At 63.4% G+C, this 13,548-nt stretch carries 11 protein-coding genes; all 11 read left to right on the top strand.

Annotated features, from left to right (window positions below; translation table 11 throughout):
* The first annotated feature begins 1 nt into the window (after position 1).
* The 11 genes from Q8T13_00595 (at position 2) to Q8T13_00545 (ending at position 13,539) form a co-directional block, all read left to right on the top strand.
* The gene (locus Q8T13_00595) at positions 2-1,126 is read left to right on the top strand and encodes a 2-oxo acid dehydrogenase subunit E2 (GenBank protein MDP3716249.1); all 1,125 of its coding nucleotides are present in this window, start codon (positions 2-4) and stop codon (positions 1,124-1,126) included.
* Positions 1,123-1,998 (top strand): thiamine pyrophosphate-dependent dehydrogenase E1 component subunit alpha, encoded by an 876-nt coding sequence (locus Q8T13_00590; protein MDP3716248.1) that lies wholly within the window; start codon positions 1,123-1,125, stop codon positions 1,996-1,998. The genes Q8T13_00595 and Q8T13_00590 overlap by 4 nt, the downstream gene beginning before the upstream one ends.
* Complete coding sequence (locus tag Q8T13_00585) at positions 1,999-3,012, top strand: transketolase C-terminal domain-containing protein (GenBank protein ID MDP3716247.1); 1,014 nt, start codon at positions 1,999-2,001, stop codon at positions 3,010-3,012.
* On the top strand, positions 3,012-3,968 hold the full coding sequence (locus Q8T13_00580; GenBank protein ID MDP3716246.1) for a lysylphosphatidylglycerol synthase transmembrane domain-containing protein: 957 nt from the start codon (positions 3,012-3,014) through the stop codon (positions 3,966-3,968). Before Q8T13_00585 ends, Q8T13_00580 begins: the two co-directional genes overlap by 1 nt.
* 77 nt (positions 3,969-4,045) lie before the next feature.
* The gene (locus tag Q8T13_00575) at positions 4,046-5,737 is read left to right on the top strand and encodes an ABC transporter ATP-binding protein (GenBank protein MDP3716245.1); all 1,692 of its coding nucleotides are present in this window, start codon (positions 4,046-4,048) and stop codon (positions 5,735-5,737) included.
* A 31-nt stretch (positions 5,738-5,768) separates the two neighbouring features.
* The gene (locus Q8T13_00570) at positions 5,769-7,037 is read left to right on the top strand and encodes a class I SAM-dependent methyltransferase (protein ID MDP3716244.1); all 1,269 of its coding nucleotides are present in this window, start codon (positions 5,769-5,771) and stop codon (positions 7,035-7,037) included.
* A 35-nt stretch (positions 7,038-7,072) separates the two neighbouring features.
* Positions 7,073-9,070: an asparagine synthase (glutamine-hydrolyzing) gene (gene asnB / locus Q8T13_00565; GenBank protein MDP3716243.1), complete on the top strand. Its 1,998-nt coding sequence runs from the start codon at positions 7,073-7,075 to the stop codon at positions 9,068-9,070.
* The gene (locus tag Q8T13_00560; GenBank protein ID MDP3716242.1) at positions 9,067-10,029 is read left to right on the top strand and encodes an NAD-dependent epimerase/dehydratase family protein; all 963 of its coding nucleotides are present in this window, start codon (positions 9,067-9,069) and stop codon (positions 10,027-10,029) included. Before asnB (Q8T13_00565) ends, Q8T13_00560 begins: the two co-directional genes overlap by 4 nt.
* Before the next feature lie 4 nt (positions 10,030-10,033).
* Entirely contained in the window at positions 10,034-11,902 is a 1,869-nt protein-coding gene (asnB, locus tag Q8T13_00555) for an asparagine synthase (glutamine-hydrolyzing) (GenBank protein ID MDP3716241.1), read from the top strand.
* A gap of 4 nt (positions 11,903-11,906) precedes the next feature.
* On the top strand, positions 11,907-12,785 hold the full coding sequence (locus Q8T13_00550) for an NAD(P)-dependent oxidoreductase (GenBank protein MDP3716240.1): 879 nt from the start codon (positions 11,907-11,909) through the stop codon (positions 12,783-12,785).
* Positions 12,786-12,792: 7 nt separating this feature from the next.
* Positions 12,793-13,539 carry a hypothetical protein gene (locus Q8T13_00545; protein ID MDP3716239.1) on the top strand — a complete coding sequence of 249 codons (747 nt, stop codon included), beginning with the start codon at positions 12,793-12,795 and terminating at the stop codon, positions 13,537-13,539.
* The last annotated feature ends 9 nt before the right edge of the window (positions 13,540-13,548 follow it).

Genomic DNA, 13,548 nt, shown 5'->3' with positions numbered 1-13,548 from the left:
CATGGCAACCGTGACACCGCTGGTGGTGCCCCAGGTCAACGTCAACGACGAGACCGTGCGCCTGGAGTGCTGGTCGGTGCCCGATGGGGCGACCGTGGCGGCGGGCGATGCGGTGTGCGATGTCGAGACCACGAAGGCGGCGTCAGAGATCACGACCGACGCCGCCGGTGTGCTGGTGCAGTCGGCAACGGCAGGTGATCAGGTCAGGGTCGGTGCGGTAATCGGCGCCATTGGCCCGACGCGCGAGGCGGCGGCAGCATTTCTCGCGGAGCGCGTCACGGCAACCCGGCCCGTCGCCGGCAGCGGTGCGACTCCCAAGGCGGCCGCCCTGGCGGCTCAGCACGGCGTGTCGCTCGATCAGGTTCGCGCCGCTGGTGTGCAGGGCACGATCAAGGAAACCGACGTGCGTCGATTCATCGACGCATCCGCGGCCTTGCCGGCCGGACTCGACAAGTACCTCTTCCTTGAAGGAGCACTGCCTGGCTTCGATGCCGCGATTGCCGCGAACCTGAGGCGATCCACCCAGGGACTGATCCTGACCAGCGTTGACATGGACTGTCGCCTGGGCGCCACACACGCCGTTGTTAAGGAAGCGCAGGCCGCCGGCCGGATGGTGAGCCTTCTTCACCTTGTGATTGCCGCCGTTGGGCGTGCGCTGCCGTCGTTTCCGCGCCTGACCAGTTTCGTGTGGGAAGGCTCGCTCTACCGTCATACCGCCGTGGACATCGCCTTCGTGGCCCGCGCCGCGGACGGCAAGTTGTTCACCCCGGTGTTGCGGGCCGTGGACCAGTTGTCGCTGGCGGACATTGCCAAGGCCTCGCAGGCGGCGGCACTACGCGCCATGCGCGGTACCGCAAGGGTCGAAGACTTCGAAGGCGCGGCGTTTACGATTTCGCAGGTGCCGGTCCCCGGCACCACCCGCGTAGCCGCGCTGCCGAGCTTTGGTCAGTCCGCGATTCTCGGCGTGTCGTCCGAGCGCATGGCCGTCGGCTGGGTCGACGGCGTGGCCGTGCCTCAGCCGATGGTGACCTTCACCCTCAGCTACGATCATGCGCTCTGCGACGGCGTCTACGCCGCCAGCTTCCTGGCCGCGCTGGTGAAGGACCTGGAGTCGCCCCGATCGTGACCGCGGCAGATCGCTACGCGCAGCTCCTCGGCATTCGTTTGTTCGAGCAGTCGCTGCTCGACCTGTTCTCGACCGGCGCGCTCTCGGGTACGACGCATACCTGTCTTGGCCAGGAGACGGTCGCCGTTGGCGTGGTCTCGGCCATCGACCGCGCCCGCGACATCGTGTTCAGCAATCACCGCGGCCACGGGCATTTCCTGGCGTATTGCGGCGAGGTCGAGCGGCTCTACCTCGAGATTCTCGGCAAGCCTGGTGGCGTCTGTGGCGGCCGGGGCGGCAGCCAGCACCTGCATTTCGATAACTTTTATTCCAACGGAGTCCAGGGCGGCATTGTTCCAGTGGCCACCGGGATGGCGCTGGCCGAGAAGCAGAAGGGCAGTGGCGCGGTCGCCGTGGTGTTTCTCGGTGATGGGACGCTCGGAGAAGGCGTGGTCTACGAATCGTTCAACATCGCCTCGCTGTGGTCGCTGCCGATCGTGTTTGTGATCGAGCACAACGGCTACGCGCAGAGCACGCCGTCGGCGCTGCAGATCGCGGGCGATGTGGCGGCGCGGCCGCGAGCGTTCGGCATTGCCACTGAAGAGTGCCGCTCGACCGATGCCGGCGAGATCTCGGCACACGCCACGAAGACGATCGCTGCCGCCCGGTCTGGCCAGGGGCCGCAGTGCCTGGTGTGCTACACCTATCGGCTTGGCCCACACAGCAAGGGCGACGACACGCGTCCGGAGTCGGAGCTGCGCGAGGCGTGGTCACGCGATCCGCTGAAGGCCGCGCGCGCTGGTCTTGATGACGCTACGGCCGTGACCATCGAGCAGCGCGTCGGCGCCGAAATCCTCGCGGCGCGGACGCGGGCCCTCGAGGCTGCTTCGTAGATGCCCACCGTTCTCGAATCGATCAACCAGGGCCTGCACGGTGCGATGGCTGCGAATGCTCGTGTCGTAGTGCTCGGTGAAGACATTCTCGACCCATACGGTGGCGCGTTCAAGGTGACCAGGGGACTGTCGTCGGCCTATCCCGATCGCGTTTTCACGACACCGATCTCCGAGGCGGCCATCGTTGGTCTGGCCTCGGGCCTGGCGCTGCGCGGGATGCGGCCGATTACTGAGATCATGTTCGGGGACTTCCTGTTTCTCGCCGGTGATCAGCTGGCCAATCACGCGGCCAAGTTTCAGTGGATGTACAACGACCAGGTCAGCGTACCGATGGTGGTGCGCACGCCGATGGGTGCAAGACGCGGCTACGGTCCCACGCACAGCCAGTCGATCGAGAAGCACTTCATGGGCATCCCCGGCCTGTGGGTGGTGGCTCCGCACATCCTTGGCGAGCCGGGAAGGCTGCTGCGGCAAGCTACGCTCGAGTGCGACGCGCCGGTGGTGTTCATCGAGAGCAAGACCTGCTACGGCCGGGCCCTAGTCTCGGCAGTGCCGGGCATGACCTCAACCGTGATTGCGGACGAGGCCTCGCCGTTTCCCACGGTGGTGCTGCGCCACGACCGCAGCGACGTGGCCGACGGCCTGCTGTGGTGCTATGGCGGGATGACGCCGCATTGCCTCGAGGCGGTGCAGCACTTGAAGGACCGTGAGGGCCTGCACCTCGACCTCGCCGTAGTCAGCCAATTGTCCCCCGTGCCAGCGTCACACATTGAGCGGATTGTCGCAGATTGCGAGACCGAGCTGTTTGTCTACGCAGAGGAAGCGAGCGTGGAGCACGGGTGGTCAGCGGAGGTGCTCGCACAGGTGCAGCAGCAGTTGAGTGCGGCTGGGCGTCCGGGCGGCCACGTCCGCATCGGCGGCGCGCACACGCCGATTGCCAGCAGCCGGACTCTTGAAGCAGCGGCCCTGCCGCAAGCGAGCGACATCGTTGCTGGTATCGTTGATTGCTTCTGATGAGCCGTCGTAACGTCTGGTTCGGCTTGCAGGCGATCGGCACCCTGGTCCTGCTGGGCTTGTTGTTCCGAAGTTTCGACTGGGCGCGATTTCTCGACCTGCTGACTTCGTTGTCGCCCGGCTTTTATGCCGGGTCCCTGCTCGTCGTTCTGGCCATCCAGTTGATGACCGCTATCAGATGGCAGATGGTGCTTGGCGCCCTCGGGGTCAACGTGCCGCTCGGCGAAGTGCTGCGACAGGCGCTGATCGGAATGTTTTTCAGCAACCTGATGCCCACGGCGGTGGGCGGCGATGCGGTGAAGGTCTACTACCTTGGGCGCACCGCCGGCTACGCCGAAGTGGGTGCGTCGGTGCTCCTCGATCGCTTCTTGGGGTTCCTGTGGCTGGCGTTCATCGGCTCGGCCATCGCCTGGACGGTGCCCGCCGATTCGGCACTGCTCCAGTTGAACCGTAATCTCCTCACGTTGTTCGCGGTGCTCCTGGCGGGGTTCGCCTCGGCGTCTCAGCTGCCGATTGAGCGAGTGATCGCCCGCATCATGCCCGCGCGGTGGCGGACGCTCGAGGCCAGGCTGGCCGAGTTCATCGGCCTGCTTCGGCGAGGCGCCCTGCGGCCTGCCCCCCTGGCGGTTTCCCTGGTGTTCGCGCTGGCTATGTCGAGGCTGAATACGGAACTGTACCTGCGGTATTTTCAGGCCAACGGCCTGCCCGCACTGCCGGTGCTGCCAGTGATGCTGGTCATTGTCGGCATGGCGGTGTTCGTCAACGTGCCGCTCTCGGTCAATGGGATCGGCCTGCGGGAGCAACTACACGTGCTGCTGTTCGCGGGTCTCGGCGTTCCGCCAGAAGTGGCGGTATGGATCGCGCTGCTTCTGTTCTCGCACTCGCTCGTGCTGAGCCTGGTCGGCTGCGTGTTGTGGCTCAAAGTTAAGCGTGACGTCGTGCCGGCTATACCATGAACGACATCGTCATCCAGGCGCGCGATCTCACGAAGGTCTACCGGCTGTACGCTGGTCCGGGCTACCGCTTTCTCGACATGTTCGGCTTGCTCAAGAACAAGGCAGGCGCCTACACCGAGCACGCCGCGCTGGACCGCGTCAGCCTGGACATTCGCCGAGGCGAGAAGGTTGCGATCATCGGCAGGAACGGCGCGGGCAAGAGCACGCTGCTGAAACTCATCACGCGCGTCATCGAGCCGTCTGCGGGAGTTCTCGAGGTGCGCGCCCAGGCCCATGCGCTGCTACAAATTGGCACCGGCTTCCATCCCGATTTCACCGGCCGTCAGAACGTCTACTCGTACCTCGCCCAGCTCGGTGTCGTGGGAGCCGACGCCGAGAGAAAGTTTGGCGAGATCGTTGAGTTTGCCGAACTCGAGGAGTACATCGATCAGCCCGTCAAGACCTACTCGAGCGGCATGGGCGTCAGGCTGATGTTCGCCACCGCCACCGCCATCACGCCACAACTCCTGGTCCTGGACGAAGTCCTTGGTGTTGGCGACGCGTACTTCGCCGCGAAGAGTTTCAGGCGGATGAAGTCGCTGTGCGAAGGCGCAGGCACGACCTTGCTGCTGGTTACGCACGACGTCTATTCCGCGGTGAAGATGTGCGAGCGGATCATCTGGGTCGACCGCGGCCGCATCCTGATGGATGGCGACGGAGGGACCGTGGTCAAGGCCTATGAGGACTCAATCCGTCAGCAAGAAGAGACCCGGCTCCGGGTGAAGAAGCAGCGCAAGCTGCAGGAAATCAGCGAGACGCTCCCGGTATTACAGCGACCAGAGTACGCGATCGTCGAGATCGCGAGCCGGAGTGGGCGGCCTCAGAATGACCTGGTCTACTTCAGTTCAATCAGGCTCCTAGTGAAGGACGAGCCCGTGGCCGCCTTGCCTCTTGGTGAGGATGCCTTCGAGAGGCGGGACAACTCGCACCTGGAACAGTCTGGGACCGCCTGGGGCACACCACTGGAGTGGGCCGGCAAGCCAGGCAGGGCGCTCTTGAACTACGGCACTCCGTTCCACAAAGTCGCCGGCGTCTTCGCCATCCCCGCGGCGCACGGCGAACTGGCGTTGACCGAGATGAGTTGTGAGGTCGAATACGCTTCGGTTGCGGATTGCGACCTGGTGGTGCGGCTCTTCTACCGCGACCAGGAAACTGAGCTGGGAGTGATCACTGCAGCGTCATCTGCCTGGACTACGTGGCGCCCCGTGACCTCGCCGCAGGTGGCGGTGGGCCGCAGCGCCGGTGGGCTCAACATTACGGGTGTCCACGGGACCGGCACTTTCACGCTGCGCGACGCGCGGTTCGTCGACAATGACGGCTCGGAACTGCATCTGCTCAAGCACGGGGAGGCGGCGAGGCTCGAGATTGACTACACGATTCACGACCCAAGCCTGAGTGAGAATGCGCAAGTCGTGATTGCCTTTCATAAGGACGGCGTTCAGGACGTCTGTCGGTTCATCACCCGCGATCTCATGTTTAGAGCCGCCGACCGCAGCGAGGGGACGATCAGGCTGCAGGTGCCGTCGCTACGAATGACCGACGGCGAATACAGTGTCACCATCATGATCGCGAAAGAGGGGTACTACGACTCGAGTCCCTCGCTGTTCTATACAATCAACCCTGATGTCTATTGCTGCGTCTCACGCATGTTTGACGTCTCAGTGACGGGATCGGGCCTCATCGGCTCGGGCACAGCCCACCTCGCCTTGGGCGATTGGTCGCTGGTGTGATCGCACGGGTAATCAGGGGAGCCAAACCGGTATGTCTAGCGTTGACCGCGTAGACCTGAATTTCCCCGACTGTCTGGCCGCGGACTTCCCGCAGGACGTTCCCGCCGCCCTTGCGGTAGTGGACGACATTGTCGCGAGCATCGCCGGGGCCGACTTCCGGTCGCTGGCCCGCAACTCGCCGGCGCTCGACGCCAGCCAGTGGCAGTGGTCGACGTACTTGAAATGCAGCGTGGCACGCATGGTCCATGCCTCATCGGCGCTGCGGGAGCGCGGGATAACCGGCGGCCGGGCACTGGATGTCGGAGCGTATTTCGGGAACTTCAGCTTGCTGCTGGCCCGGCAGGGCTTCTCGGTTGATGCGCTCGACGCCTTTGGCAGCTATGCGCCCGCCCTCGATGGTCCCAACGCGCTGCTGCGGGCAGCGGGCGTTCGGTTGCTTGACTTCGCCGCGGTTGGACGTGAGTTGGAGCAGTTACCGGCGGCCGAGTACGATGTGGTGCTGTGCACAGGAGTGATCGAGCACATTCCGCACACCCCGCGGTTCCTGCTGGCCGGGCTGGATCGAGTGCTGAAGGTCGGCGGCCAACTGGTGCTCGACACACCCAACTTTGCGCATATCTACAACCGGCAGAAGTTCTCTCGTGGTGAAAGCGTGATGGCTGATCTGCCGGCGCAGTATTACTCGGAGCGGCCGTTCGAGGGACACCACCGGGAATACACGGTCGCTGAGCTGTCGTGGATGCTGGCGCAACTGGGACACGACGACCTCCGTGTCGAAGCGTTTAACTACAGCGCGTACGAACAGGCGACCCTGCTGGGCCGTGATGTTGCCAACCATTGGGCAATGGTGCAGGACCCGACGATGCGGGAGTATTTGCTCACCGTATCGACCAAGCCGGCGGCACCGCCGGCGACTCCGCCGGCGCGTGTCGATGATGCGGTTTGGGCCGCGGCCCTAGTGGACCCGGAGCGCTACTGGCAGCAAGCTCTCCCTGCAGACCTGCCCCGGCCGTCGGTTTCAACGGAAGGCGAGCAGATGCTGATCGCGCTGCAGCGCGAAATCGATCAGCGCGACGGACTGCTCGCCGAGACGCAGGCCACGCTGCTGAAGGAGGTGGCGCTGCAGCAGTCGATTCAGGCTGAGGTAACGCGGCGCGACGACATGTTGCGGCAGCTCGAGGGATACCTCCAGGGGGAGATCCAGTTGCGCGACCGCCTCCTCGACGAGCTCCGAGCCAATTTCGACCGGACGTTCGACGCCCGCCTGCGGCGCCTCGCTCGCAAACTGCTGCGTCGCTAGTTCGCTTTTTTTCGGCTCAGGGGTCACGTTCAAACATGTGTGGAATCGTAGGTAGTTTCAAACCCGGCGGCGAGGCGTGTAGCGAAGCGGTGCTCGGCCGGATGCGCGACCGCATGGCGCACCGCGGCCCTGACGGCGTGGGCCTGTGGACGTCTGCCGACCGCAGCTGTGTTCTCGGCCACCGCCGCCTGTCGATCATCGACCTGTCCACGGCCGCCAACCAGCCGATGTTGAACCGCGCTGGCACCGTGGCGGTGGCGTTCAACGGTGAGATCTACAACCACGCCGACGTCCGACGGGAGCTCGAAACGCTTGGTAAGTACGAGTGGACGACCGACCACTCCGATACCGAGGTGCTGCTCCACGCCTACGAAGAGTGGGGACTGGAGTGCACCAAGCGCTTCTACGGCATGTTCGCGGTGATCATCCACGACTCCCGCGATGCCGGCCGTCCCGTGGTGCACCTCATTCGCGACCGGGTCGGCGTGAAGCCCCTGTATTTCACGAAGACCGCCGCCGGTGAGTGGCTGTTCGCGTCGGAGATCCGCGCCCTGCTCGCACACCCGGATGTTTCGCGCGAAATGGACCAGACCGCGTTCTGGCACTACCTCACCTTCATCGTCACGCCGGCGCCGATGACGCTGTTTCGCGGCATCTTCAAGATGCCGGCGGGTCACACCATCACGATCAATCACACCGGCCGCGCGACCGCTCGCCAGTGGTGGGATTGTCGGCCGGACGCCGCCAACCTGTTCTCCGAGAGTGACCTCAGCGAGCCGGAAGCGGTGGCGGAATTGACACGGTTGTTGAAGCAGTCGATCGCGCGCCGGATGGTGTCGGATGTCCCGTTCGGCGTCCTGCTGTCGGGCGGCGTCGATTCGTCGCTGAACGTGGCGCTGATGAGCGAGCTCATGTCGCGGCCGGTGACCACCTTCACGATCGGCTACGAAGGGAAGGAAGACTACAACGAGTTCCAGTTCGCCCGCCGTGTCAGCGAGCGTTATGGCACCGATCATCACGAGACGCTGATCAGCCGCCAGGAGGCCCAGGACTTCCTGCCGCTGCTGGTCCGGCTCCAGGACGAGCCGATCGCCGACAACGTGTGTATCCCGCTCTACTTCCTGGCCCGCCTGGTGCGGCAGTCAGGGACGACGGTGGTCCAGGTCGGAGAGGGCGCCGACGAAAACTTCCTCGGCTACTGGTGGTGCGAGCACTACCGCCAGAAACACGAGCAGGTCTACAAGCCGGCGCGCGCGTCCGGATGGTGGCAGCAGCTCTTCGCGCGCGCGCAGGCCGCCGCGCCCGGCGCCAACGCCGAGGATCTCGACATCATCAACCGGGCCAAGGCCGGACAGGAACTGTTCTGGGGCGGCGCCGCCTGCTGGTGGGGCGAGATGCGTAAGCGGCTCACGCCGGATAGCAGCGCCTTCCAGGGGTCGATCGATTGCCCGGTCGAAGGCCTGATGCCCGACTCGCATCGCAGCCTTGACAGCCACAACGTGGTGCGCAACTACCTCGGTGATCTCGACGGCCGGCTGCTGGAGCCGGACGTTCTGCAGAAGATCCCGTACATGGAAATGAAGCTCCGCCTGCCGGAGCACCTGTTGATGCGCGTGGACAAGCTGACGATGGCGCACTCGATCGAAGCGCGGGTCCCGTTCCTCGATCACGACGTGGTCGAGTTTGCCACCAGGCTGCCGCCGTCGTACAAGCTGCGCGACGGCGTCGGCAAGTGGCTGTTGAAGAAGGCCGCCGAGCCATATCTCGACCACGACCTGGTGTACCGGAAGAAGCAGGGGTTCGGCGCGCCAATGGAAGAGTGGTTCCAGGAAGGCGACTTCGGCCCCCGCTGCCTGGCGGCTTTCGAGCGATCGGCGCTCGCCAAGGAGGGCTTCTTCGACAACAGCTACTTTGTCGACCTGTTGAAAGGCCAGATGGCCGGCCGTGGGGGCTACAGCTTCCAGCTGTGGACGGTGATGAACGCTGTGTTGTGGCACGCGTCGTGGATTGAGGGCCGTGAGGACTGTCTATGAATCTCGAGCAGAAGCGGATTGTCCTGATCGGCGGCGCCGGACTGATCGGCTCGCATATCGTCGATCGGCTGCTCAAGGAGCCGGTGGCGGAGATCGTCGTCTATGACAATTTCGTGCGCGGAACCCGCGGCAATTTGGCCCTCGCAAGCCAGGACAGCAAGGTGCGCATCGTCGAGGCGTCGATGACCGACCGTGACGCCCTGGCGCGGACCCTGGACGGCGCCGACGGCGTTTTCCTGCTCGCGTCACTGTGGCTCGGTGAATGCGTGTCCGAGCCGCGCAGCGCCTGGGAGGTCAACACCGTCGGCTCGTTCAATGTGATCGAGACCTGCCTCAAGGCCGGCGTCAAGCGCGTGGTCTACTCGTCCTCGGCTTCGGTGTACGGTAACGCCGTCTCCACGCCGATGACCGAGGAGCACCCGTTCAACAATCGCACCACCTACGGCGCCACCAAGATCGCGAACGAGCAGATGCTGCGCGCCATCTACGAACAGCACGGGCTGCCATACATCGGCTTGCGCTACATGAACATCTACGGCCCCCGCATGGACTACCGGGGCGTCTACGTCTCGGTAATCATGAAGGTCCTCGACCGCATCTTCGCCGGCCAGCCGCCGGTCATCTATGGCGACGGGACCCAAGTCTACGACTTTATCTACGTCGAGGACGCTGCGGAGGCGAATGTCCGCGGCATGACGGCCGAGTGTGCGGACGAGTTCTTCAACGTCGGCACGGGCGTTGGCACGACGATCAACGAGTTGGTCGCCACGCTGCTGCAGGCCACCAGCTCGAAGCTCGAGCCGGAGTACCGGCCGCAGGAGCAGAGCTTCGTGACCCACCGGATTGGCAGCACCGAAAAAGCCGAGCGTCTACTCGGGTTCAAGGCGTCGACGTCGTTCGCTGAAGGCCTTGAACGCGTAGTCCGCTGGCGGACCGCGACGGGGAGCCGAGGGGTTTAGACCGATGTGTGGCATTGCCGGTCTTGTGACCTTGAACGACGAGCCGGTACCGGCCGGCGTCGTTCGGCGGATGACGGATGCGATCGCTCACCGCGGGCCCGATGGCGAAGGCTGCTACACCGACGGGCCGGTGGGCCTAGGCCATCGACGGCTTGCCATCATCGATCTCACTCCGGCTGGACATCAGCCGATGATGACGGTCGATGGCCGTTACGTCCTGACGTACAACGGTGAAATCTACAACTTTCAGCAGCTGCGGCTCGAGCTTGAAGCGCTCGGCCACCAGTTTCGATCGCGCACCGACAGCGAGGTACTGCTCCATGCGTTCGCGCAATGGGGTGAAGAATGCCTCGCCAGACTCAATGGGATGTTCGCGTTCGCCGTCTGGGACCGCGTCGAACAGCGACTCACGCTGGCCCGGGATCGGTACGGCGTCAAGCCGCTCTATTACTATTCTGACGGAGCGCGTATCGTCTTTGCCTCAGAGATCAAGGCGATTCTGGAGTGCGGGATCCCGAGAAAAGTGTGTGCCCATGCGCTCAATGAGTACTTCACTTTTCAGAACATCCTGACCGATCTGACTTTGTTCGAGGGCGTTCGAGTGTTGATGCCGGGGCACCTGCTCGTTGTTGACGCTCGCACGAAACAAGTAGTCACGAAACAGTACTGGGATTTCACTCTCCACGGGTCGAGCAGGCTCTCAGAAGCGGACGCCCGTGACGAGGTCTACCGCCTCTTTACGCAAGCGGTCACGCGCCAGCTGGTCAGCGACGTGCCCGTTGCAAGCTACTTGAGCGGCGGTTTGGACTCGAGTTCCATCACCGCTGTCGCGGCGCGGCACCTGGGCAGGATGTTGACATTCACCTGTGGCTTCGACCTGTCGTCCGCATCGGGACTTGAGTTGGCGTTCGACGAACGGGCCAACTCCGAGAGGCTCTCGAACCTGCTCAAGACCGAGCACTATGAGATGGTCCTCCACGCAGGCGACATGGAGCACGTGATGCCGGAGATTATCTGGCATCTCGAAGACCTGAGGGTTGGCCAATGCTATCCGAACTACTATTTGGCCCGATTGGCAGGGAAGTTCGTGAAGGTCGTGCTGTCTGGCACCGGAGGCGACGAGCTATTCGGAGGGTATCCGTGGCGGTACTATCGCGGGATCAGTGGTGAAGGCGGCGGCGACTACTATCGAAGCTACTATGACTTCTGGCAACGGTTAGTGCCCGATGACGAGAAGGCCCTCCTGTTCGCGCCATCGACGCATCGGGACCTCAAGGACCATTCGACCTTCGATGTCTTTCGCAACGTCTTTCCCGCGGGGATGCCCTCCGACACACCGGAGCAGCGGGTTAACGCGTCCCTGCATTTCGAACTGAAGACGTTCCTTCACGGCTTGCTGATCGTGGAGGATAAGGTGAGCATGGCCCACTCGCTGGAGGTGCGGGTGCCATTTCTCGACAACGATTTGGTCAACCTAGCTTGCCAGCTCCCGCCAACCTTCAAGTTGAGAGATCTCGCCCCGCCGGCCGCGGCGGTCGACGAGAATGAACCTGGCAAACGCCTCCGTTACAATAGTCAGTCTCAGGACGGGAAGAAGATTCTTCGCCAAGCGTGCTCCCGCCTGGTTCCGGCCGCGGTGGCCGAACGCGCGAAACAGGGCTTCAGTGCACCTGACGCGAGCTGGTTCCGTGGCGAGAGCATCGACTATGTCAACGGACTGCTCGGCGACCCCAGCGCGCGGATCTATGAGTACCTGAATCACGACTATGTTACCCATCGGTTGACCGAGCACACGCTGGGGCATCATAACGACCGCCTGTTTATCTGGTCGGCATTGAGTTTCGAGTGGTGGCTTAGGACGTTTCTCGATTGATCTCGTGAAGATTCTCGTGACCGGCGCAACGGGCTTCATCGGTACCCGGCTGATCCCTCGGCTGGTCGAAGAAGGGCACGATGTCATTTGCGTCGCCCGGAGTGCTCGCGAAAAGCCCGCCCTGGCGGGCGCGCACCGATGGTTGGTGCTAGACCTCGCCGCCTTACAGGTGCCTCCTGAATCCGTGAAGGCCGATGCTGTTATCTACCTGGCGCAATCGCGCCGCTACCGTGAGTTTCCTGACCAGGCCAGGGACATTCTGGCCGTGAATGCGAACGCCGTTCTCACGATGCTCGACTGGGCGAGATCGTGCGGCGTCCGCTCGTTCGTTTATGCGTCATCGGCCAACGTTTATGGCGCGGGGCCTGAGCCATTGGTGGAGTCAGCGCCAATGGCGCCAGCCTCGTTCTATGGGCAGACCAAGCAGATCGGGGAGATGCTGGTTGGCTCCTACGCCGAGTTCCTCGAGTGCACCACACTCCGCCTGTTTACGGTCTACGGCCACGGCCAAGCTGGCACGTTGATACCGTCGCTGGTGGACCGAATCCGCAAGGGTGACCCCATCCAACTTCAGGGGGCAGACGGCCTTCGCCTGAGCCCGGTTGTGGTCGACGAGGCCGCGTACTTTCTGGCCAAGGCCATCGAACTTCGCAGTGAAGGTCGCGCCGCGGTGTTCAACCTCGGTGGGCCAGAAGGGCTCAACCTGCGCCAACTGAGTCAACAGATTGGCCAAGCGGTTGGACGGGAACCGGTCTTCAACGAATTGAGGGGACCTGAGCCCGGTGGCTGGCTGGCGGACCTGAGTGCACTAAGAGAGGCTTTCGGGTCGGTTCCCCAAGTCAGGTTTCGGGATGGCATCCGCCAAGCGATTACCGCGCCTTGAGGCTAGAGTGACGAACGCCGACCGCTATCATTTTGCCGACTTTACGCGTGCCAACTACCGACGGCTGTTGCGCCTCGCGAGTGTGCGATACGTGTTTCGAAGAATGACGGACTTTCGCCGGGACGAGGCCTTTGTGATCTGGCGCCACGATCTCGACTTCTCCGTCCACGCGGCACTCAGGCTCGCGCGGATAGAAGCAGAAGAGGGTGTCCGTGCGACCTACCTCATCGACATACACAGCGAATTCTACAACCCCTTCGAGCGGGAAGTGTCGGACTGTATCCGTAGTATCGCGGCCTTGGGGCACGAGATGGGCATCCATTTCGACACCCACTATTACGGCATCGAGAAGGAGGACGAGATCGAGCAGCCACTCTCACGTGAACGCCAATTTTGCGAGGAGTTGTTTGAATGCCCGTTTCCTGTCTTCTCGTTCCACATTTCCACTCCCTTTACCCAGGCGTGTCGGCAGATGAGATACGGCGCACTCATCAACGCAAACGCCGAGTATTTCCAGTCGGAGGTCGCCTATTGCTCGGATTCGAACGGCTTCTGGCGATTCCGACGGCTCGAGGACGTACTCACCAGCGCCGAGGATCCTCGGCTGCAGGTGCTGACGCATCCGGAATGGTGGCAGGACGAGGTGTTGTCGCCCCGGCAGCGGATCGAGCGATGCATTAACGGCCGGGCCGAGGGGACGCGACGCCGTTATGAGGAAACCCTGCGGCGAACTGGTCGCTTGAACATCGAGTGACCAGGATGC

The organism is Acidobacteriota bacterium (genome assembly GCA_030697165.1).
Classification (GTDB): domain Bacteria; phylum Acidobacteriota; class Vicinamibacteria; order Vicinamibacterales; family UBA2999; genus 12-FULL-67-14b.
The sequence above is the reverse complement of the archived record's forward strand: the minus strand, read 5'-3'. Positions and strand labels throughout refer to the sequence as shown.

Excerpts from the sequence above, each read along its gene's own strand:
- Q8T13_00575 (MDP3716245.1), top strand. The coding sequence starts at position 4,046 with ATGTTCGGCTTGCTCAAGAACAAGGCAGGCGCCTACACCGAGCACGCC.
- Q8T13_00570 (MDP3716244.1), top strand. The coding sequence starts at position 5,769 with ATGTCTAGCGTTGACCGCGTAGACCTGAATTTCCCCGACTGTCTGGCC.
- Q8T13_00585 (MDP3716247.1), top strand. The coding sequence starts at position 1,999 with ATGCCCACCGTTCTCGAATCGATCAACCAGGGCCTGCACGGTGCGATG.
- Q8T13_00595 (MDP3716249.1), top strand. The coding sequence starts at position 2 with ATGGCAACCGTGACACCGCTGGTGGTGCCCCAGGTCAACGTCAACGAC.
- asnB (MDP3716241.1), top strand. The coding sequence starts at position 10,034 with ATGTGTGGCATTGCCGGTCTTGTGACCTTGAACGACGAGCCGGTACCG.
- Q8T13_00580 (MDP3716246.1), top strand. The coding sequence starts at position 3,012 with ATGAGCCGTCGTAACGTCTGGTTCGGCTTGCAGGCGATCGGCACCCTG.
- asnB (MDP3716243.1), top strand. The coding sequence starts at position 7,073 with ATGTGTGGAATCGTAGGTAGTTTCAAACCCGGCGGCGAGGCGTGTAGC.
- Q8T13_00560 (MDP3716242.1), top strand. The coding sequence starts at position 9,067 with ATGAATCTCGAGCAGAAGCGGATTGTCCTGATCGGCGGCGCCGGACTG.